Origin of the sequence: Rhodococcus sp. IEGM 1241 (assembly GCF_033142365.1) — a bacterium.
In the GTDB taxonomy this organism is placed as follows: domain Bacteria; phylum Actinomycetota; class Actinomycetes; order Mycobacteriales; family Mycobacteriaceae; genus Rhodococcus_F; species Rhodococcus_F erythropolis.
In genome coordinates, this window is sequence record NZ_JAWLSE010000002.1 from 581,913 (window position 1) to 604,357 (window position 22,445).

Annotated in this window: 14 protein-coding genes; 6 read left to right on the forward strand and 8 right to left on the reverse strand. The window is 63.4% G+C overall.

Features of this window, described 5'->3' with window-relative positions; translation table 11 throughout:
* The first annotated feature begins 44 nt into the window (after positions 1-44).
* Complete coding sequence (locus R4P70_RS12390) at positions 45-1,364, forward strand: UDP-glucose dehydrogenase family protein (RefSeq protein WP_069146130.1); 1,320 nt, start codon at positions 45-47, stop codon at positions 1,362-1,364.
* Positions 1,365-1,513: 149 nt separating this feature from the next.
* Complete coding sequence (locus tag R4P70_RS12395) at positions 1,514-3,190, forward strand: Hsp70 family protein (RefSeq protein ID WP_235867835.1); 1,677 nt, start codon at positions 1,514-1,516, stop codon at positions 3,188-3,190.
* Positions 3,191-3,199: 9 nt separating this feature from the next.
* Here R4P70_RS12395 and R4P70_RS12400 read toward each other — a convergent pair whose 3' ends face one another.
* Complete coding sequence (locus R4P70_RS12400) at positions 3,200-4,462, reverse strand: YibE/F family protein (protein WP_019747414.1); 1,263 nt, start codon at positions 4,460-4,462, stop codon at positions 3,200-3,202.
* Between the two features lie 489 nt (positions 4,463-4,951).
* Positions 4,952-6,205, reverse strand: a complete 1,254-nt coding sequence (locus R4P70_RS12405) for a pyridoxal phosphate-dependent aminotransferase (protein ID WP_003943683.1) — start codon at positions 6,203-6,205, stop codon at positions 4,952-4,954.
* A gap of 76 nt (positions 6,206-6,281) precedes the next feature.
* On the opposite strand from R4P70_RS12405, the gene R4P70_RS12410 reads away from it, so the two are divergent.
* Positions 6,282-8,222 (forward strand): prolyl oligopeptidase family serine peptidase, encoded by a 1,941-nt coding sequence (locus R4P70_RS12410; protein WP_317830874.1) that lies wholly within the window; start codon positions 6,282-6,284, stop codon positions 8,220-8,222.
* On the opposite strand, the gene R4P70_RS12415 is transcribed toward R4P70_RS12410, so the two are convergent.
* Positions 8,212-9,144, reverse strand: a complete 933-nt coding sequence (locus tag R4P70_RS12415) for a hypothetical protein (RefSeq protein ID WP_317830875.1) — start codon at positions 9,142-9,144, stop codon at positions 8,212-8,214. The genes R4P70_RS12410 and R4P70_RS12415 overlap by 11 nt on opposite strands.
* Before the next feature lie 245 nt (positions 9,145-9,389).
* Between R4P70_RS12415 and R4P70_RS12420 the strand changes: the two genes are divergently transcribed.
* Both R4P70_RS12420 and R4P70_RS12425 read left to right on the forward strand, forming a co-directional pair.
* The gene (locus R4P70_RS12420) at positions 9,390-10,652 is read left to right on the forward strand and encodes a DUF6745 domain-containing protein (RefSeq protein ID WP_317830876.1); all 1,263 of its coding nucleotides are present in this window, start codon (positions 9,390-9,392) and stop codon (positions 10,650-10,652) included.
* Positions 10,653-10,712: 60 nt separating this feature from the next.
* The gene (locus R4P70_RS12425) at positions 10,713-11,168 is read left to right on the forward strand and encodes a hypothetical protein (RefSeq protein WP_029254716.1); all 456 of its coding nucleotides are present in this window, start codon (positions 10,713-10,715) and stop codon (positions 11,166-11,168) included.
* A gap of 177 nt (positions 11,169-11,345) precedes the next feature.
* Here R4P70_RS12425 and R4P70_RS12430 read toward each other — a convergent pair whose 3' ends face one another.
* Entirely contained in the window at positions 11,346-14,555 is a 3,210-nt protein-coding gene (locus R4P70_RS12430) for a (Fe-S)-binding protein (protein WP_317830877.1), read from the reverse strand.
* Between the two features lie 359 nt (positions 14,556-14,914).
* Here R4P70_RS12430 and R4P70_RS12435 point away from each other — a divergent pair, with 359 nt between their 5' ends.
* Positions 14,915-15,565 (forward strand): glycine zipper family protein, encoded by a 651-nt coding sequence (locus tag R4P70_RS12435; protein WP_020968768.1) that lies wholly within the window; start codon positions 14,915-14,917, stop codon positions 15,563-15,565.
* Positions 15,566-15,660: 95 nt separating this feature from the next.
* Here R4P70_RS12435 and R4P70_RS12440 read toward each other — a convergent pair whose 3' ends face one another.
* The 4 genes from R4P70_RS12440 to R4P70_RS12455 all read right to left on the reverse strand — a co-directional run bounded on the left by R4P70_RS12440 (position 15,661) and on the right by R4P70_RS12455 (position 22,439).
* The gene (locus tag R4P70_RS12440; RefSeq protein WP_029538548.1) at positions 15,661-16,971 is read right to left on the reverse strand and encodes a S1 family peptidase; all 1,311 of its coding nucleotides are present in this window, start codon (positions 16,969-16,971) and stop codon (positions 15,661-15,663) included.
* Between the two features lie 223 nt (positions 16,972-17,194).
* Positions 17,195-18,535, reverse strand: coding sequence for a S1 family peptidase (locus R4P70_RS12445; RefSeq protein WP_019749373.1), 1,341 nt, complete (start codon positions 18,533-18,535; stop codon positions 17,195-17,197).
* A 109-nt stretch (positions 18,536-18,644) separates the two neighbouring features.
* Positions 18,645-19,892: a hypothetical protein gene (locus tag R4P70_RS12450; RefSeq protein WP_317830878.1), complete on the reverse strand. Its 1,248-nt coding sequence runs from the start codon at positions 19,890-19,892 to the stop codon at positions 18,645-18,647.
* A 111-nt stretch (positions 19,893-20,003) separates the two neighbouring features.
* Positions 20,004-22,439, reverse strand: a complete 2,436-nt coding sequence (locus R4P70_RS12455; protein WP_317830879.1) for a LuxR C-terminal-related transcriptional regulator — start codon at positions 22,437-22,439, stop codon at positions 20,004-20,006.
* Positions 22,440-22,445: the final 6 nt, after the last annotated feature.

Below are 22,445 nucleotides of genomic sequence, written 5' to 3' on the forward strand. Positions count from 1 at the left end.
CTGGCGTACGCGTTTCGGAAAGTTCGGACGCATACCAACTACACATGAAGATGACCGTGTTCGGAACGGGATACCTGGGGGCGACCCACGCAGTGTGTATGGCCGAACTTGGTCACGACGTGCTGGGAGTCGACATCGACCAGTCCAAGGTCGACAAGTTGTCTCGTGGGGAGGTCCCGTTCTTCGAGCCGGGTCTGACCGACATGCTCGAGAAGAATCTGGCGTCGGGTCGGCTGCAGTTCACGACTTCCTACGCCGATGCCGCGGATTTTGCCGACATCCATTTTGTCGGTGTGGGGACGCCCCAGAAGAAGGGGGAGTACGCCGCAGATCTCAGTCATGTTCATTCGGTGATCGACATGTTGGCGCCGTTGTTGCGAAAGCCTTCGCTGATAGTCGGGAAGTCGACGGTGCCGGTAGGCACGGCAGCGGCTCTCGGCGAGCGACTCCGAGCGAATTCGCCGGCGGGTGGCTCGGTAGAGGTGGCCTGGAATCCGGAGTTCCTGCGTGAAGGACACGCGATCGCGGATACCTTGAGCCCTGACCGGTTGGTTCTGGGGATCGATCGTGACCGGCCGGGAAACGCCGAAGGCGTTCTTCGCGAGGTGTATGCCGAGATACTGGGCGCGGGGGTGCCGTTCCTCGTGACCGATCTGGCGACGTCCGAGTTGGTCAAGGGATCTGCGAACGCGTTTCTCGCGACCAAGGTGTCCTTCATCAATGCGATTGCGGAGGTGTGCGAGGCGACCGGCGCCGACGTCACGATGTTGGCCGACGCTCTCGGGTACGACGCTCGGATCGGTAGACGGTTCCTCAATGCGGGCTTGGGGTTCGGCGGTGGTTGCCTGCCGAAGGACATTCGGGCGTTCATGGCACGCGCCGGGGAATTGGGTGTCGACCAGGCTCTGTACTTCCTCCGCGAGGTAGACAGCATCAACATGCGACGACGCACAAAAGCTGTGGAACTGGTGACGGCAGCCTGCGACGGCAGTTTGCTGGGAGCTAACATCTCGGTGCTGGGGGCCGCGTTCAAGCCCGAATCCGACGATGTGCGCGATTCGCCTGCGCTCAACGTTGCCGGAATGATGCAGTTGCACGGGGCAGCGGTCACCGTTTTCGATCCGAAGGCCATGGACAATTCTCGCCGACTGTTTCCCACCCTTCACTATGCAACCTCCACGTCAGAAGCTTGCAGAAATGCTGATGTGGTCTTGATCGCCACGGAATGGGACGAGTTCGCCTCACTCGTGCCCGGCGATTTGGAACCACTCGTTCGGCGGCGGGTGATCGTTGACGCCAGAAATTGCCTCGATCCGGACCTGTGGCGCGGCGCCGGTTGGAACTACCGCGGATTGGGGCGGTAGGTCGACCGTCCAGGTTGCGAAAAAATAGCTGCGAGAAGGCCTTAGGTGAGATGCGCGAACCTCGCAGACCATGCCCAGTGGGTAGACTTCCGGCCGGGGAATGACGGGGTCTGCTGACGGAACCCGTCGCCGGTCGACGAAGGTGGATCATGAACTTGGTTTTGGGTGTGACGGTGGGAGCCAGCGCTGTGCGTTTGGCGCGCCCGGGGACGCCCGACCACAGTGGTCCGGTGTTCCGATCCAGAGCGGTCGATCGCGGTCGTGAGATTCCGGAGGAAGTCGCAGCGGAGGCAACCGGCGTGGCTTTGACAGAGAATGCCGATCTCGGCAGCAAGACGGTCGTCGCCTACCGGGATCAAGCGCAGGCCGGCGCACTCCAATCAGCGTTCGAACAGAAAGGCATCGACAACTTCGAGCTGGTTCCGGAAGTAGTCGCGACGCTTCGAATGCTCGAGGAGTCCGGCGCGCTGACCGACCAGAGCACACTCGTCGTCGTCGACATCGGTAGTTCTGGATCGACGATCAGCATTGTGGACAGGCAGATGCGGTCTACCGTCGTCACCGCCCGGTCGACGCGGGTCAGCGGAGATCACTTCGACGAGCTCGTCTACTCGGATCAGACCGTGCGTCGCCGTATAGCTACGCCGGCCGACCCGGGCGGCGATGCCGAACTGCAGGCGCGATGCCGACTCGCGAAGGAACAGCTGTCCTCACGAAGTGCGGTGTGCCTGCCCGGGCCCGGCGGGCTTCTCCTGCTGTCGCGGGAAGTTTTCGATTCGTTGGTCGTCACGTCGGTGGAGGCCTTCGCACGCGAGATACGAGAGGTCATCGCAACGTCCGGCCGTAACCCCGACGCGATTCTCCTGATCGGTGGCGGTGCACGCATTCCGATCGTGCGGGCGACCCTCGCCGCGTGGCTGGAGTGCCCCCTCATCGCGCCCGAGCAGCCGGAACTCGTGACGGCGCAAGGTGCTGCGCTGATCGCGGAGTCGTCGATGACGCCATCGGCGCGCGCGGTATCTGCCCCGGTTCAGGTTCCGGCTGTAGCGCCGATCTTTGCGCCGTATCCGATCCACACCCCGGCGGAGGTACCCGTTCCGGTTCAGGCGTTCAGCCACGGAGGGGTGGCAACGCTCGCGGAATCGGAGCGGCCGAATGCCTTGTCCGAAGCCGCTTCCGGCACGAAGTCCGTTCCGCAGGAACAGGTGCCGAGCCCTTACGCGGCGGAACTGCCTCAGCCGCGACCGAACCGACACGAGCAACGATTCGATCCGGCCGCAGATCTCGCGGTCGCCGACAGTGATCAGGCCACGGACGGATTCGGCACAGAACATGACGCCGACACCGAGGCTGTGATGGTTGACGCCCAGGCGTACTCGGCGATGTACGAAGGCGAGGCACCCGGGGCAGGAACCGCACACCCGTCCTGGCTCGCCGGGACACAACCCGTCGAATCGACATCCAAAGAGCCGAGAAACCCGCTACGGTTCGCGGGCCTCGGCGCCGGTGTGATCGCGGCGATCGTGATCGTGGGGTTGGGATTGGGCTACGGAGGAAAGGTCTTCGATTCCGAGGATGCCGGACCTGTGGCAACCGAGGTGACTACGCCGCCGCCGACGACCACGACTACCCCGCCGCCTACGACCACAACGACCCCGCCCCCGACGACGACGGAGGAAGCCCCTCCGGTCGTCGAGGCTCCGCCAGTCGTGCAGGACACTTACGTGCCGCCCGCGCCCGCTCCCGCGCCGCCACCGCCCGCGATCTACATTCCGGGGCTTCCGCCGATTCTGTTACCGGTTCTCCCACCGATTCCCGGACTCTGAGGCTCGCTTTCAGCGTTTAGAGTGTCGGCCGCCTGACGTGGGGCCGGCCTTGACCGCACTACCGGGTGGGCGAGCCAGAATCACGGCGATAGCAGTAGTGAGCGGAACAGATAGCGCCAGAGCAATCCCGCCGACCGCGGACCGTACGATTTCGATCGCTACAGCGTCACCGACCAGGACGTCCTGAAGAGGGCGCCCGCTGACGCTGAAAAGCAGAAGCAGCGGCAACGCCCCGCCGGCGTACGCGAGAACCAAGGTGTAGACCGTGCTGGCGATGTGATCGCGTCCGACCCGCATCGCCCCGCTGAACACCTTTCGGCGGGGTGCGTGCTTGTCGAGTTCGGCCAACTCGAATGCCGAAGATGCCTGGGTGATGGTGACGTCGTTGAGAACACCGAGCGATCCGATGATGAAGCCCGCCAGCAGCAGGCCCGTGATGTCGATGTGCTCGATGTAGGTCTGCACATTGGTGTTCTGCTCTTCGGACAGCCCGGTGAGGTGCGTCAGTTCGATACAGAGGTAGGAGAGAACGGCAGCGAGCACCATCGCGGCAAGGGTGCCGAGCAAAGCCGAACTGGTCTTGAGTGAGACACCGTGCGCCAGATAGAGAACCGCGTACAAGATCACCGCGCCGGCGACCAGTGCAACCGGTATCGCAGGCTTACCGTCGAGCAATGCGGGCAGGAGAAACCCGACGACGACGCCGAAGGCGATCACCAGACCGACGAGTGCGCGCAGTCCGCGCCACCGCGCAACGGCGATGATGACGACGGCAAACGCGATGACGATCAGCGCCAGTGGGAGTCCACGCGAATAGTCTTCGAAGGAGTACTGCGTGTTTCCGTTCGGGTCGGTCTGACGCACCAGGCGAATGTGGTCACCGACCCGTAGATCCGGTTGTCCGGCACCCGGGATGATCTCGAGGAGTGTCTTCGTTCCGGCATTCGGCCCGGACTCGATATCGACGATACTGCGCTGGCACTGATAGGCGGAGGTGGGTGGCGGTTGCGGTGCACCGACGAATACCCTTCCAGCGGAGGAACTTCCGCAGTCGCCGAGATCCTGCATCGTGACGGTGCCCGCCTCGGTCTCCACCGAACTGCCGTCGGCATTCTGAAAGGGGAGCGGGACGGGAATGGTGTTCTTGTCCGGCCACAGCGCGATAGCTGCCGCGACGACAACCATGCCGATGACGACGAGCAAGCCGATGACGACGCGTGATGCGGTGGGGCCGATCTGAATGGGGCCACCGTGGCCGTGGCCGTGACTCATCGGAAACTGAGTGTCGGACTGGGGATTTGCACCGGTGCAATGTTATCGGCTCAGATGCGAATGGTCAGCTTCTGCGGATAGTGTCGATCGACGACAGCGTCGGCACAGGTGATTTCCGGGAAACAGGCGAAACTGGGATTGGTCGAGCTGGGTGGCGGGGAACAGGGGGGGGTTGTCCCCGCCACCAACCTGGTATCCACAGGGGGGGGAGGGATACCAGGTGCTCGCGGCACCGAAGTGCTGATAACCAATGTACCCAATTTCAATCGGGTTTGGCGCGTTGTCCAACTACCAATTTCACGACGAATCACGTACCGGTTGGACCGTTTTCGCATCAGGGCAGGTCACTAAATAGTTAAAGTGTCAATCAAACCGCCTGGTATGCGAATGTTGTGACGAAGGTCTCACAAATACGCCGCACTTTTACGTTTACGGGGTATTTGTACAACGAATTGTTTACCTGATTTTGCCCGATTCGACGGGCCGAAATCACTGCTTGTAACTGGTGAGGAAGTTGCCGAATCGCTCGATGGCCACGGCGAGATCCCGGGCCCACGGAAGGGTGACGATCCGAAGGTGATCGTGGTTCGGCCAGTTGAACCCGGTGCCTTGAACCATCAGGATCTTCTCCTGGAGAAGCAGGTCCTGAACCAACTTCTCGTCGTCGTGGATCTCGTAGACGTTCGGATCCAGACGAGGGAACGCGTAGAGCGCACCGCGGGGTTTCACACACGAAACACCCGGAATCATGTTCAATCGCTCCCACGCGACGTCGCGCTGCTCGAGCAGGCGGCCGCCGGGCAGGATCAGGTCTTCGATGCTCTGGTGTCCGCCGAGGGCGACCTGAATGGCGTGCTGTCCGGGGACGTTGGGGCACAGGCGGGTCGACGCCAAGAGGTCGAGTCCCTCGAGGAAGCCGGCGGCGTGATCCTTCGGGCCCGTGATCGCCACCCAGCCGGAGCGGTAGCCGGCGACGCGGTAGGCCTTCGAGAGGCCGTTGAACGTCAGGCACAGCAGGTCCGGGGCAAGTGTTGCCAGCGAGATGTGCTTTGCGTCGTCGTAGAGGATCTTGTCGTAGATCTCGTCGGCGAGCAGCAGAAGCTGATGCTTGCGTGCCAGATCGACCAACTGCTGCAGAACCTCCATGGAGTACACCGCACCCGTGGGGTTGTTCGGGTTGATGACGAGGAGAGCCTTGGTCTTGTCGGTGATCTTGGATTCGATATCGGCGATATCGGGATTCCAGTCGTTGGCCTCGTCGCAGAGATAATGGACGGGCGTGCCTCCGGACAAGCTCGTCATCGCAGTCCACAGCGGGTAGTCCGGCGCTGGGATCAGAACCTCGTCCCCGTTGTTGAGGAGGGCCTGCATGGTCATCGTGATCAGCTCGGAAACACCGTTACCGAGGTAGATGTCGTCGACGTCGAGCTCGGGGAAGCCGGGAACCAGCTCGTAACGCGTCACGATTGCGCGCCGCGCCGACAGAATGCCCTTCGACTCCGAATAGCCCTGCGCATAGGGCAGGGCGGCGATCATGTCGCGCATGATCACATCGGGAGCATCGAATCCGAACGGTGCCGGGTTGCCGATGTTGAGCTTGAGGATCCGGTGTCCTTCCGCCTCCAACCGGGCGGCATGCGCGTGCACCGGCCCACGGATTTCGTACAGGACGTTCTGGAGCTTCGACGACTGCTCCAGCTCGCGCTGCGGCTGACGATGGCGGACGGGTTCTGGTGTGCTCACGAGTTACATGATTCCACCACTGTGCAAGTGCATTGTCGGGGACCGTGTCGCGCGACCAGTTGGCTATTGTCGAGCGATGACCCCCAGCGAGCAGATTGCAGCCCCGTACGGATCGTGGACTTCTCCGATCGGAGCAGCGGATCTGGCTGCAGGTGGCCACCCTGTCGAGGGTGGACGATACGTCGGTGACGAGATCTGGTGGGCTGAACTTCGTCCGACCGAGGGTGGTCGGACATCGATCCGTCGATCCGGTCTCGACAACCAACCCGTCGACATCCTCCCTGCGCCGTGGAACGCGCGGACCAGGGTTCACGAGTACGGCGGTGGCGCCTGGACCGTCACCGAGTCCGGAAAACTGGTCTTCAGTGAATTCTCCGATCAACGGGTGTACATCCTCGAAGGAGTCACTCCGCGGGCTCTGACGCCTGAACCCGCGTCGCCGGCCGCGTTGCGATACGCAGACCTGCAGATCGTGAACGGTGAGGTGTGGGCGGTTCGGGAAGCGCACGCGGAGGGCGGGGCGATCACTCGCGATATCTGCGCGATTCCGCTGGACGGTTCCGGCAAGGTTCGCTCGATCGTCGGCGGCTCGGACTTCCTCTCGTCACCGAGGCTTTCGCCGAGTGGAACCAAAATAGCCTGGATCGCGTGGAACCATCCGCAAATGCCCTGGGACGGTACCGAACTGCGGGTAGCTCCACTCGTCGACGGCGTCGCTGAGAACTGCTCCGTGCTGATCGGCGGACTTGAAGAGTCCGTCCTGCAACCGGAGTGGATCACCGACGACGAACTCTACGCAATCAGTGATCGCAGCGGCTGGTGGAACATCTATCGCGTCGGCGGCAAGATCACCCCGATCTGCCCGGTGGATGCTGATTTCGGTGGCCCACAGTGGCGCTTCGGTGCGCGCTGGTTCGTCGAACTCGACAACGGGCACCTTCTCACCGCACGCACGGTGGGAACCGACACGCTGGCGGTACTCGATCCGGCGTCGGGGGAACTGCGCGACATCGCGATTCCAGGTGTCACCAGCATCGGCCTCATGCAGGTTCGCGGCGATCGGTTGCTGCTCACCTCGGGAGGCGCGAAACTGGCGGGCGCGTTACGCGAGTTCGACCTCGGTACCGGCGAACTCACCGAAATCCGTTCGTCGGTCGAAGAATTACCCGAGTCTGCATACCTTCCGGAAGCGCGAGCTGTCGTGGCTCACGGACACGGGCGAGAAGTTCACGCCGTTGCGTATCCGCCGCGCAGTCCGCGATACAAAGGACTCGACGGCGAACTGCCGCCATACGTTGCGTTTGTTCACGGTGGGCCGACGGCGCACGTCGCCCCGGCCCTCAACCTCGTCTACGCCTTCTTCACCAGCCGCGGAATCGGCGTCGTCGATGTGAATTACGGCGGGTCGACCGGCTACGGACGTGAGTACCGCAACCGGCTGCGCGGACAGTGGGGTGTCGTCGACGTGCAGGACGTCGTCACCGCCGTCACCGGGTTGGCCGAGCAAGGGCTTGCCGATCCGGCCCGCCTTGCCATCGAAGGCGGATCTGCCGGTGGATGGACCGTTCTGGCCGGACTGACGACGTCCGACGTGTTCGCTTGTGGTGCTTCCTATTTCGGCGTGGCCGAACTGGACCTGTTCGTGCAGGAAACTCACGATTTCGAATCGCGCTATGTCGACGGTTTGATCGGCCCGCTGCCGGAATCTGCCGACCTGTACGCGGAACGTGCTCCGCTCAACAACGTCGACGGGTTGAACTGCCCGGTGTTGCTGCTCCAGGGTCTCGACGATCCGATCGTGCCACCTTCGCAGGCGGAGCGATTCCGGGATGCTCTGGTGACCAAGGGTATTCCGCATGCCTACCTGGCCTACGAGGGTGAATCTCACGGATTCCGCAAGCAGTCGACCATCATCAGCTCACGCAACGCCGAGCTGTCCTTCTACGGGCAGGTGCTCGGATTCACCCCACCCGGCATTGCGACGCTCGAGCTGTGGAAGCCTGCGATCAGTAGCTGACGGCCCCGCGGCTGCGCGCAAAGGCCGCGAGGATCCGACCTGCCACCAGTGACGGGGTCGACAGGTCGGCCCACGTCCACCTCGCGACTTCCCACCCCGCGTCACGGAGTCGGTCTTCGCGGAGCTTCTCGTTCCAGAGCACGTCCTCGGCGCTGCGCCCGGCGGGCACCAGTCGGCCGTATTTGATGCGGCCGTCGAACTCTCCGATGGTGCGCTGCTCACGCCACAGGAAGTCGACGCGGCCGGCCAACCCTCGAGCGTCGTGGATTTCGACCTGGGGTTCGGGGAGTGGAAAGTGCTCCTGCAGGAACAATGCGAGGCTCCGTGATTCGCCGACGCTTTCGATGCGCGAGTCCATCGCGGTGAGCGCGTGGAGCGCATGTCGATGGCGCGGATGGTTCGGGCTGAGTGCAAGCGAGGCCGCAACTGCATCTTTGGTCAACGCTGAACGGTGCAATGCTGAATTGCCCACCACGAGAGCCGGTTCGAAAGGGAGCGTCCTCGCGAGATCCGCAACAGTTCGTGCCGGCGTCGTGACGCGTAGGCCGTCGACGTGGGTGACCTCGTCGTCGGTGAACGATACCGAGTGCACGTGTCGTCGAGCGGATTTACGGCCACCGCCTCGTCGGTCCCGAGAGAGGTGCACAACTTCGAGCGGAGTGTTCCAGAGTTCGAAGCCGTGCACCACCGCTGCCGAGATGTGGCTGACCGCTGCATGTGCCGAAGCGGTACCGGCCACAGCCTCGACGCGCAATCGATGTAGCCCGTATGCGTCGAGGTGGGACAGGTGGTCGCTGGGTACGTAGGCACCGCGATGGATTCTGGACCAATTTCCACTCGCGCAGGCCTGCCGGATCTCGGAATCGGTACGACCTGTCGACAGTTGCTCTGGCCGACGGATGATGCGTATTTGTTCCCCCATACCGATCGATCTTGCTGCGCCCGGCGCTGGAAAGGAAGCCGTGAACCCGGGGCTGTGGATAGCCGTGAGTGAACACCACTTGTCCACAGTTCGAACCGGTTTCGCGTCGCTGGAGAGGGTGTTGGGTGTGGGGAAACGGTGGCAGGTTCTCGGTGTCGCACTCTAGGCAACCCTTGCGTCCGGAGCGTTTGCGTGCCAGGCTGTTGAACTATGACTACAGGAAAGGCGGACACCGCCACCGTCGCGTGAGCGCCGCACCGTTTCGCTCGTCGACGTCACGTCGAGCGACATCGACCGAGAACATCGATATCTTCGATGAAGACAATCAGGCCTTGGAAACAGTCCGCGACGTATGGCTCGAACGCGGTCTGTGTACACGCCCGGCCGATCGATCCACTGCAGAATCTGCTGTCGCGCAACTATACCGACGATCCGGGCTCCCGAAACCGGAGTTCGTCTGGGTTCAGTCGCCCTCTGCTGGATCGGATCTGATCGCCGCCGAAGGTCTGTCGAACAAGATGTCCTTCGACGGCACTGGACTCGACTGCGCTTGCGGGCACATCGCGAGCATGTTTTCGGCGTCGCGCCGACGTATGAACGCGCGTATCGAACGTCGGAGCATTGACTGGCAGATAGAACGCTGGGAGATGGAACGTCGCGCGTTCGGGGGCGTTGGTGCCAGCGTGTCCGAGGGGTCGGATCAGCGGGGGTCGACTCAGCGCCGCGTTAATCCAGCGCGGATCATCAGATCCGCAATCTGGGAATCGTTGCACACCACACTGTTCGACGGCGTCGCGGCTGCGATACGAACGATGTCGACCCCGGTGGCGGGCGGAGTGACCTGGTACGGGCAGCAGGACGCCCATCGAATCGCGTACTACGACACATGCCATCGATACGGTCTTGCGACCTTCCGCTCGGAAGACCGTGAACTTCTCGATGTGCAGACCGCACTGGCTGACTCGACCGGGTGGTGGTGGGCGTTCGACGACGTGTGCATCATGGCGGAACGACCCAGGGTCTTGCACTCGGAGCGGATACCGGGCAGTGCGCGGGGAGAACGCCGACTCCACCACTCTGATTCCCCGGCACTCGAATTCGCAGACGGAACAAAGGCGTTCGTTCTGCACGGAGCGATCGTTCCCGACTGGGTAGTGCTCGAACCGACCGCCGAACGCATCGCACACGAGCGCAATGTAGAGATCCGTCGATGTGCAATCGAGCGGATCGGGTGGGATTCCTACATCGAGCTGGCCGGCCTGACACTGGTCGACCAAGCCGACGATCCCGGTAATGTCGGTTGCCTGCTGCAGCTCTACGCGTCACCGGAGGGCTGGGGCCGAAGTGGACGCATTCTCCTCGCGGTCAACGGTTCTTTCGAACGCGACGGGCATCGGCGTCGATACGGCCTTCACGTACCCGGATGGTTTACCTCCGCGTTGGATGCCGCCGGTTGGACTTACGGCATCACCGGCGCCGATTACTCCCGTCTCGTTCGTCGAACCTGAATCTCGACCCCTCAAGCCCCAATCCTCAAACCCTCAATCCTCAAACCCTTGGTGATACTTATGAACTCGAACATGACCTTGTCCGCTCTCACCACCCTCACCGGCCTCGATGTCTTCGACTACCTGGACCAGGAAGTGTCCATTCCTGTGATCGACGGACTTCAGGCGCAGGGCGATCTCATCGTGATCCCGTTTTCGCTGCTCGCAAATATCGTGGCGCCTCTGCCGTGGACACGCTCTGTGAGAGTGCCGCTCTCGGGAGTGGAGTTGCTGCGAAGCGCGGCGGGCGGTAACCCCCACAGTCTGGTTGCAGACGAAGGGGAGTGCACGTGGTCGACGCCGGTGAAAGATGCTCGGGGCCTTGCGCTCGGCATGCTCGACACCCGAGTGACCGCGTACCTGATCCATCCGGAGCACGGCGCGACCGGAATCGCTCCGGGGCGATACGTCATCGGACGGCAGCAGGAAAGGGGCGTCGGGCGTGCGCGCGGTGCGGTGATGCTTGTCGCAGATTGACAGGGCGACCTCGATTTGGCAGCGGGGGAGTGAGCACCACTTGTCCACGGCGAGCACCGCTTTCCGCGTAGAGCAAGGTGTGTTGAGTCGCGGGAAAGGGTGCTCGGTCGGGATTGGCTCCCCACACAAACACGAATGCCCTCACCATGACGGTGAGGGCATTCGCGTGTGGAGCGGTTACTTCTTGCGGCCGGGAGCCTTTGCGCCGGCCTTGAATCCGAGCCCACCTGCCTTGGGGGCGGGCGGCGCGGCAGCAGGAGCCGGAGCTTCCGCGGGTGCGGACGCTTCAGCAGGTGCTTCGGCAGCGGGTTCTGCCTTCACAGGTTCGGCGGCGGGTTCTGCCTTCACAGGTTCGGCGGCGGGTTCTGCCTTCACGGGTTCGGCCTCGGGAGCCGGTGCCGCAGCTGGCGCCGGGGCTGCAGCAGGAGCAGCCTTCCGAGCGCCGGGAGCCTTTGCGCCCGACTTGAATCCGAGTCCGCCGGCCTTGGCGACCGGTGGAGCCTTCGGGGCTTCCGCCTCGGCGGCCGGAGCCTCTGCGGGTGCCTCGGCGGGTGCAGCCGGAGCAGCGGCAGGTGCTTCAGCAGCAGGTGCAGCCTTTGCGCCAGGAGCCTTGGCCCCGCCCTTCATCTGCAGTCCCTTGCCTCCGGGAGCCTTGGCGCCGGACGCCAGGCCCAGACCCTTCGGCTTGGCGACGGGCGCAGCAGCTTCGGGTGCAGCAGCCTCAGCTGCCGGTGCTTCCGCTGCCGGTGCGGCAGCGGCCTTTGCTCCGGGTGCCTTGGCGGCGCCCTTCATCTGCAGTCCCTTGCCGCCGGGAGCCTTGGCTCCGCCCGCAAGACCGAGCCCCTTGGGCTTTGCCGCAGGTGTGGCCGGTGCAGCAGCTTCGGCGGCGGGAGCTTCCGCGCTTGCGGCGGGAGCCGCCTTCTTGGCGCCGGGAGCCTTTGCCCCGCCGGCCATTCCGAGGCCCTTGCCTGGTGCCTTGGCGCCGGGAGCTTTTGCGCCTGGTGCTTTGGCGAGGCCCTTCATGGCCAGACCCTTGCCTGCCGGTGCAGCCTTGGCTTCCGGAGTCGCGGCGGCTTCCTCGACTTCGGCGACCCGATCCTGCTCGACAGTCTCAGCCTTTGCCTCAGCAGCGACCGGGGCCTTCTCACGCGGGATCACCTTGATGTTCTCGCCGAGCTGGGCGGGATCGAGGCGGGTGACGGAGTTCAGCATCAGCTGCGCGACGTCGACGACCTCGACGCCTTCGCCCTGGCCTTGCTCCTGGCGGGCAGTGACGCCGTCGGTGAGCATGACGCGGCAGAACGGGCAACCCGTGGCGATCTTCTTGGGGTTGGTGGAGAGCGCTTCGTCGACGCGGTCGACGTTGATGCGCTTACCGATGTTCTCTTCCATCCACATGCGAGCACCACCGGCACCACAGCACATGGAACGTTCGCCGTGACGCGGCATTTCGACCAGCTTGGAGCCTGAGGCTTCCATGAGTTCACGGGGAGCGTCGTAAACCTTGTTGTGGCGTCCGAGGAAGCACGGGTCGTGGTAGGTGACGTCTTCGCTCACGGATGCCACCGGGATCAGCTTCTTCTGGCGCACCAGACGGTTGAGCAGCTGAGTGTGGTGCACGACCTCGTAGTCGCCGCCCACCTCCGGGTACTCGTTGCCGAGGGCGTTGAAGCAGTGCGCACAGGTGACGACGATCTTGCGCTTCTTCTGCTCGATACCGTCGAAGACCGAGTTGAGCATCTCGATGTTCTGCATTGCGAGCTGCTGGAACAAGAACTCGTTGCCGGCACGACGTGCGGAGTCGCCGGTGCAGGTTTCGTCGGCGCCGAGGACCATGAACTTCACTCCCGCGGTGGCAAGGAGTTCGGCGACGGCCTTGGTGGTCTTCTTGGCACGGTCTTCGTAGGCGCCGGCGCAGCCGACCCAGAAGAGGTACTCGTAGTCCTCGAAGCTGTCGGCGTCCTTGCCGAAGACGGGGATCTCGAAGTCCATCTCGTTGATCCAGTTGAGACGGTCCTTGGAATTCTGGCCCCAGGGGTTGCCCTTGTTCTCGAGGTTCTTGAACAGGCCGGCGAGCTCGGAGGGGAACTCCGATTCGATCAGGACCTGGTAGCGACGCATGTCGATGATGTGGTCGACGTGTTCGATGTCGACGGGGCACTGTTCGACGCAGGCGCCGCAGTTGGTGCAGCTCCACAAGGTTTCGGCGTCGATGACCGGGGCCATCTCACCTTCGACGGTTTCACCGACGAGCTTGCGGTCGGCCTCGAGGCGTGCGGCCTCGGGGATGGCTGCGAGTGCGGCTTCCTTGACGTTGCCTTCGCTGTCGACGAGTCCGATCTCGTCGCCGCCCATGTCCTTGCGTCCACCAGCGAGCAGGTACGGGGCCTTGGCGTAGCCGTGGTCACGCAGCGACATGATGAGCAGCTTGGGGGAGAGCGGCTTTCCGGTGTTCCAAGCAGGGCACTGGGACTGGCAACGCCCGCACTCGGTGCAGGTGGTGAAGTCGAGCCAGCCCTTCCAGGAGAAGTCTTCGATGTTTCCGGCGCCGAGAGTGTCTGTGTCGGGGTCGACGTTCTCCATCGTCAGGACTTTGCCCTTGGACATCATGGGCTTTGCCGCGCCGAGCGCGACGGTGCCGTCGTCTTCACGCTTGAAGTAGATGTTGAAGAACGCGGAGAAGCGGTGCCAGGCGACGCCCCAGGTGATGTTGCGGCCCACGATCGCGAGCCAGATCATGCCGGTCATCAGCTTGACGAACGCGAACACCGAGATCATGACGGGGCTGGCGGGAAGCAGTTTGGCGACCTGCATGGTGAAGAAGTCGGTCCACGGGTTGGCGTGACCGTAGGTCGCGATCTTGCCGGCCTTGACCATGATCATGCCCAGGCCCTCGAGCAGGACGATGCCCTCGATGACGTAGGCGGCCTTGAAGTTGGAGCCGCCGAACCGGGACAGGCGCGCAGGCAGGCGCGGGTGGTTGAGCTGACGGATCACAATCAGCGTGGTGATACCGATGACGGTGCCGAGGCCCAGGATCTCGTCCCACAGGTGCCACGCCCACGTGTTACCGAAGATGGGCCAGTGGAACTCGGGGTTGAACGTCTGGCCGTAAGCCTCGAACCAGAGCAGGAATCCGCCGAGGAAGCCGACCATGACGAGCCAGTGGGCCCAGCCGACGCTGCGGAACTTGTTCATGCGCGTGTGCGCGATGAACTCGATGATCATCTGCTTGAAGCGAGGGAAGAACGGGCGCCATCGATCGGGTGCCGACTGGCCGATGCGCACGGTGTTGAACATCCTCAGCGCGCCTGAGAGGAAGATGTACCAACACACCAAGCTCAGCAGAGCACCAATCGTGCCCAACGTAATCGTCAGGGCATTCATGTCGCGGCCTTTCGTTTCAGGGCGACGCGTCGGCCACCTCGGGACAGCCCACTGATACTAACCTGCGTTATGTTACCCGCCAGTAACTAGCATTACCAGCCTGTAGATACCGACTGGTAACCGCTCGTGGCCTGGAGAGATCAATCTTCTGCGTCGGACGGGCTTGGTCAAACGCAGACATGTCTGGTCGTCACGTTAGGCGGTGGCCGTCGGGCTCCTTTCTGTCAGGCAGCCCTAACTCGGTTTCCGGGCAGGTGAGGACAACCGACCGGCTGTTATCGTTACGCCCGTCACGCACAGGGGAAACGGGTGGTGTGAGTCATCGACTTGCGCCCGCTCGCTCCCGGGGAGGATCAAAAATGTTCATTCGTAAAGCTGCGGCCATCGCAGCGATGACCATTGCCGCTACGGGCATCGCTGCAGGTACTTCTTACGCAGCTCCGGAGACGTCACCCGACGTTTCGTACACCGCCGAGGTCGTCGACCAGGCTGTTGTCACCACCATCGATGCCGGGGCATTCCGGGTATCGGGTGACGGCACACACGTCGACTTGCAGAACAGCCAGGGCGCAACTCTCGTGAGCCTGCCGCTCGCGTTCAACCTCGGGGACGTTCAGTTCCCGTTCGACGAGACCGTCAGTGAGGACGGCAAGACCCTCACCCTCAAGCCGAACTTGGACCCGGCCAGCTCCAAGCCGAAGCCGGTCGCTGCCGAGTTCACCCCGGTTGCTTCGCCTGACGAGGATCAGAAGGCAATCGAGAAGTTCCAGTCACAGCTCGGGCTTGCCACGCAGATCGGTAGCCTCACCGGCACGATCGTCGGAGCAGTCATCGGTTGCATCGTGGGTCTGCCCGGCCTGGTTATCGGCTGCCTCCCCGGCATGGTCACCGGTGCCGGTATCGGTGGAGTCGCCGGTACGATCCTCGCCGGCGGCGGAACCGCAATCGTCGCGGGCATGGACCTGATCAAGGTCCTGAACGCTCCGGCCGGAACAACTCTCTTCCAGTAAGCAGCTCTACCGGTTAGACGTCACGAACGCCGAAACGGGCGCCACACCTTCGAAAGGTGTGGCGCCCGTTTTGCTGTCTCGGGGAATGCGTGCGATCAGTAGTCGCGAACCTTCAGGCCTGGATTGGCGGCGAGGATGTCGTTGATCGGCGTCGCGTACTGCGTCGGTGCTTCTTGTCCGAACAACGTCTCGGCCTGAGCGATCTCGCACAGGGGAGAGGTGGCGACGTTGGACGCACTCGTGATGCCCACTGCCAACGTTCCGGAGACGATGGGGCCACCGCTGTCACCCTGCAGGACGCAGATGTTGGTGGTGAAGCCGTTGTCGAGGGTGTGATCCAAGACCTTGGCGACGCGGTTGACGCCGGTGACGACGCCGCAGCTGAAGCCGGTGGTCGATCCCGCCTTGCAGACCGGGGCGCCCACAATGGGATCGGCGGTACCGGTGATATTGACCGAACGGTTGAACGGGACCCGCACGCTGTTGTTCTCGAAGCGGTACTTCGCGTTGTCGTCGATGTTGATGATCGAGTAGTCACGCCCGTCGAAGCTGCTCTTGGCGAAGTATCCGACGCGGGGCCCGGTCTGGTTGTTCACCATCGGGAAGACCTGGCTGGAGTTCGAGGTGCCGGCAGCGGCACGGTTGGGATCGCAGTGACCGGCGCTGATGTTGACCGTGCGTCCTGAACCGTCGGTGCCGTTGAAGCCGAATGAACAACGCAGTCCGGTGTTACCGGAGGTTGCGCCGAAGGCGTCTCCGCCCAGTGCAGCGTCGCCGGTTGCGGATCCGGTTGCGGGAATGAGGTCCGCGACGATCGGGGGAACCAGTAGCGGAGCAGCGGTGTGGACGACGGTCCGCTTCAGGAACTCAGGCAATTCGATGCCGGCGGCAGGATCGGCGGTGAGGGCGACTCCGTTGCCGACCACGTCGACGGCGATGCCACGCACGAGGTCTGCGACCTCGGCAGGCTGCGAATCGAGCCAGGTGTTGAGTGCCGAGAGTTGACCTTGCAGAGCCTGCTCGCTCTGCGCGACGTCCTTGACCTCGAAGCCGGCCTTCTCGGCGGCCTCGCGGGCAGCATCCTTGTCGCGACCGTCAGCGAGAGCGACGATGCCCTTGCCGAGGTCGTCGAGCCACACGCCGGCAAAAGAGTCGGGAAACTGGACGCGCGCGATGGCGGCGAACTCTGCGAGCTTCTGCGCGAGTTCGGAACGCGAGACGAACTGGTCGGGCGTCAGCGCCAAGTCGTGCTGTAGGGCTTCGGCGAGTTCGACGGGCAGATGGGCTGCCTGATCGGATACACCGGGTTCATTCGGTTCTGCGTTCGCGACCGCGGTAATCGGTCCGAGGAGCAGCAGCGCGGCCGAACCGAACACTGCGGCGCGACGTGCGATGGAGCTTCGCATGTGGGCCTTTCCACTTCGTTGACCGCGTACCACCCCCCTGGGAGCACACGGATACGGCTCACGGACTTGTGGTGAGCCGATCACAGTCGACCATGACTATATGGGTTCGAACGCGCTATTCCCACCCGTTACATGAGCAAACAGCGCTGACCCCGACCGACAACAGCACTGTGCCCGCCGATCAGAACAGATCGGCGGGCACAGTGCGTGAATCAGGCGTTGGTCAACCCGCAGTGCGAACGCGGATTCCGGAACCGACACCGCCGCCGGATGCGCGATCTGCAGCGTCGAGGATGTCTCCGACCGGGATACCCAGATTCGAGGTTCCACCGGAGGTCGCGAGTACCAGGTTCGCTTCGTTGCAACTGGGTGCGCCGCTGCTGTTGGAACCGCTGGTGATGCCCAGCGCCAGGGTTCCGGAGACGATGGCGCCGCCACTGTCCCCGGCGAGGGTGCACGCGGTACCGGCGAACCCGCGGACGGTTCGTGAATCGCCGTCAGCCATGACCAGTTGTGTTTCGACGCGATCGGCTGCCACGACGCCACAGGTGAAGGACGACGTCTGACCCGACTTGCAGATGGGAGCGCCGATCACGGGACGTGCTGTTCCGGTGATCGCGAGGGTGGTCCCGTTGGCACCGCGGACGGCAGCGCGGTCGAGGCCCGCGTCGATGCCCGACTGGTCGAACTTGATGACCGAGTAATCGAGATCACCGGCGTTGTTGCCGACGGAAGACTGTGAGAACGCGCCGATCAACTGACTGTCGTCGACGTTCGCGTGATTCGGCAGGTAGACCGGCGACTTCGAGCCCTCGGCCGGATTGCAGTGTCCGGCACTGATATTGAGTGCATTGTTCTGATCGTCGACGGCGTTGAACCCGAACGAGCAGACCGAGATGTTCTCGGTCGGCGTCTCGCGAATGGGTCCCGTCGACGTGATGTAGGTGTCGCCGCCGAGCGCTCCGGGATCAACCGATCCGCCACCGTCCGGGCTGAGAACGATCTTGGTGTTCTCGAGCAGGGTCGGAAGATTGAGTGCCTGCCCGACGGGGCTGTTCGCAACGTCGATGACGACCTGATTGTTCAAGACGTCGATGGTCGCCGAATTGACTGCGCGTGATATTTCCTTGGGCAGCCCGGCGATCCATCCGTTTACGTCGGCCAGCGTCTTCTCGAGGGTGTCGGCGGAGACGGGGGCGACGTGGGTGCGGTATCCGTCGTCGGCCGCGATTCGAGCAGCTTCGGTGGTGGTGACGGCTACGACGGGTTGACCGTCGAGTCCCATCCACGATCCGGCGTAGTCGCCGGGGCGCTCGGACTTGAATTCCTGGGCGTACGCGCCGAGTTCCTGAGCTTTGGCAGCGCGGTCGAGATACTCCTGTGGGGAGATCTTCAGATCGCGTGTGATCGCCTCGACCAGCTCAGCCGGAAGCTGGTCGGCTTCGAGCTGTTCGACATGCGTGTCGGAGGCGGGCTCTGCCGATGCCGTCGTGGTGAATGGAGCTGCGAGCAGTAGTGCCGAGGCGCCGACCACAGCGGTGCGGATCGCCAACGAGTTACGCATGAAATCCCTTCAAGTCCCCGGCACCGAGCCGGTAGGTACCGCACCCACCATAGGGGAAAAGTTTCGACGAGGAATATGCGCCTCCTGTCTGGCTGTTCAATCTTTCTGTCTAACTTGGCATTCCGGGTCTCGGGGCCAATGGCATGACGGGCATGTCGGGATTCGGCACCACCGGATCGGTTGTGTCGGTCGGGTTGGAGGGCTGCGTCGGCGTTGTCTGTGTATCAGTGGGGTCGGTCACGGCGGGAGTGTCCGGGGTAGCCGGATCGACCGGATTCAGCGGTCCGACGACCGGCGGCAGGTTCTCGATCCGAAGGGGGTCGAGCTGGATGGTGATCGGCGATCCCTGTTGCGCGGGGACGTTCGCCGTAGTGGATTTCTCGGTACCGGTGCCCGGACTCGCCGGGATGGGCTGGGATTCGGATGAGGTCGATTCCGCGTCGGATGACCACGACTGCGCCGTCGGCTGCGCGCCGAGAGCGGGTACTTCCGACGGGAGCGAGGTCGCTGATTGCGAAACCGTGCCGGACGGACTCGCCGCAGTGGCGGGCGTGGTGCCGGTGGGCAGGGGAGATTGTGCGTCGAGAATCCCGGGCGCTGAAATGGTCGGAGTGTGTCCGATGATGACCGCGGCCGCACACCCCGACACCGTCAGAAAGACTGCGGCGGCGGCTGCGGCGATGATCGGTCGGCGCTCTGATCGCCACTGACGATTCAGCCAACCGTCGACGCTCGGTGCTTTCGTGCCCGGTACTTCCACGCCGGATTCCGGCTCCGGTTCGATCAGGACGAACGGCGGAAACTCCTCGATGGTGTCCTCTGGCTCGGCAAGATCGGTTGGCTCGGGTTCGGAACAGGTAGAGGTGATCGAGTAAGGCGCGGCCAACGCTGCGGCTCCGCGGGCTGCACTGTCGTCGGCATCCGGATCCGCGAGCCAGGCCGCGGAGGCTTTCTCTTCCGGAATCAGTTCGACGCCGTCGAGATCCATGCTGTCGAGTGCGCCGCGCAGTGCGTCGACGGAATCGCTCGACCAACCTGCCGGGATCACCGCAGAGATGTTCAGGTTCTGATCAGTGAGTGTTCGGACCTCCTTGACCAGGCAATACATTGCTGTCGCTACGAGTTCCTCTCCTCGCGTCATGTGCTCGGAGAAGTTGTCGGTATCGTCAGTTCCGACCCTGTCGAGGAACCCGCGCAAGCCGGTTGACCCCAACGCGGTTTCACCTAGCTGCACGGTGCCGTCAGGAGCGTGGTGCAGCACCGATTCGCGTTCGAGGATCACTGGTTCCGAGTCGGGTTTCGCGATCGCAGCAATGCTTCGTTTATTGCCGACGGCGAGTTCGACTCCCCACTTCATAGCGATCCCCGTTTCACAGTTACCGAACTTTGCTCGGCATGCATGTCCTGATTCCTGTGAAAACTATCACTTAAGCGGATATACGCAACCCTCCGGACAATATGCAGCTAACTATTTGTTCGGCGGTGTCATGCTGCGAAGGATGGTGAGCAGTTCCGAACGAGACTGCGCCCCGACGCGCCGCTTGATGCGTGCGACATGGTGCTCGACGGTTTTTGCGGAGATGTAGAGGCGTTCGCCGATTTCCCGATAGGTCAGGCCGACGACGACGAGTTCGGCAACTTCTTGTTCGCGCTCGGTCAGTACCGACGGTGGTGCCGCGCTGTCGGTCGAATCGGTTGCATTCGTCTCGGCCGTCGACGTTGTGCGTAGCGAGCGCGCAACGTGGAGCAATGCGGTGGCCGATTTGGTGTCCGGTGTGCGCAATGCTGCTTCGCCCGCCAAGCGGGCCGCGTCCCAGGGCAGCCCGATGCGGTTGAGTGTTCGCGCTGCAGCTTCCACGTCGTCTGCGTCGACGCTGCCCTGCATGAGTAGGAGCCATTGGCGTCCGGCGGTCGCCAAACCGGCTGCGTAAGTGTGGGTTTTGGCTGATTCCGCAAGGGTATGGGCGTGTGGAAGGAGATCGGCCGGTGACTGCGAGAGGATCGACGCCTGGACGCCGTACCAATGCAGCGGCGAAGACCACAGCGGAGGCTCGCCGAGTGCTCGGAGGAGCGTGCGTGCGTCGTCGACCAGATGCTCGACCTGCTCGGCCTCGTCGAGTCGTACTGCCGCAAGCCACAGTTCGCCGATGGGAAGCAAATTGAAGAGATCCACGCTGCAGGACGAGAGGGTGCCGGCTGCGCCCGACCAGGCGCGCCGCAGCTGGGCGAGATCGCCGGAGCGTCGAGCGAGACCCACGATCATGGCATGCAGAAACAGTGCGTCACGCTCACGGAGGGGGCCGCGGACTACCTCCTCCGGTAGATCTTCGACAGCAGTGTCGTGCCCACGGGTCATCGCGATCCACGCGTCGAGAAGGTGAAGCCGCGCCCACGTGTGACTGCTTGCGTCGTCGGCGGCGATCGCGGCCGCGACGACAGCGGCGGCCCGTTCATGGGCGCCGTTGTGCAGGAGTGCAAGAGCTACCAGCGCCGGGGCGGAATCAGGCTGGAATTCAGATGTGCCGGAGCCGCCGGGGAGCGAAAGTGCGCGCGACATCGTGTTGAGCGCACTCGGTGCACTCCCCGTGACCGATTGCATCAGTCCATTGGCCAGTGTGGCAGCGCCGACCGTGGAGCTCGACGGTGATCCAGTATGCCCGGCGAGCGCCGCGTTCGCGTCGTCGACGTTGCCGATGCCGAGGAAGGTGATTGCGGCGAAGGGGGATTCGGTTTCGGTGCGCCCTGGCCCGAGCCAGGTGTAGAGATCTGCGGCGGCGCGGAGTTGGCCGCATGCTGCGGACGAAGCTGCGCGGATTCGCACCGCCGCAGCCAGTCTCGCGTTGTCGAGATCGGGTTCGGCGATGACGGAATCGGCCAGGCGGCAGGCAGTGTCGAGGTCACCACTCCGAGCCGAGACCTGGGCGTACAGCAGCGTGTCCGCCACGCCGAGAGGCTCGATCGAATTCACACGACGAAAAAGATCTGCCGCGACCGCCGGCGTGCTCGCGTCGACTGCGTCTCGTAGTACAGCCGTGAGATCGCGGTGTCGGATGCCGGAGTCGAAAAGTCTTCGTGCTGTACCGATATCGAGGGTTCTCGCGTGCGCGCGTGATTCGACGATTCTGATCAGCTCGCTGCGAATACGTCCTGTGCTGGTCGACTCTGCCACAACGCTCGCGACGAGAGGTGATCGCGAACCGAACAGTCCGGTGGCCAGTGCTCGGTCGAATGCCGCTGTGAGGCTGAACTTCTCCTGTCCCAGATCGAGCTCGAAAGCGTCGATGTCCGGGACGGCGAATGAAACCTCGAGGATCTCACGCTCGATCGGATGCAGAGCGGTGACCTGATGGAGGATGTGTGTGCGTACGGCTGTCGCCATTTCCGGGCGGCCCGCCGAGACGGCGGTGAAATACGCTTCGACGGCCCCGAAGGAACCACCGGCCAGATGCTCGAGCGTCAGCACGGCACGATCGTCGAGCGGAACTCTTCGCTCCGCGGCGATCTTCCGAATATCTGACCGGTTCAACGGGTTCAGATGTAGGACGGTACCGAAACTCGAGATGTTCGAGTAGATCGGTGCGAGTGGAGGATCGATCCGATCGGAGGCGATGACAACTCCGAGGTCGTCACGTTGAACCAGCTCGTTCAGAGCACGGATTTCGTCGGAGGTCAGAGCCTGCGCGTCCGCGATCACCACAATCGCATCGGCCGGGGCGTCATGCGTGACGACGGTGACCACGGGTCTGTCACCAGATTCGATCCTCTTGCGCACCGCCCTCGTCACTTGGGGCCGAGCGCTGGCGTCGGTCCCGGTGACGAACAGGCGCAGTGGCGATGCAGTCAGGTCGATGCCGCGCAAAAGTCCTGCAATGTAAGACGATTCGGTGCCGCTGCCACGGTTCATCGAAAG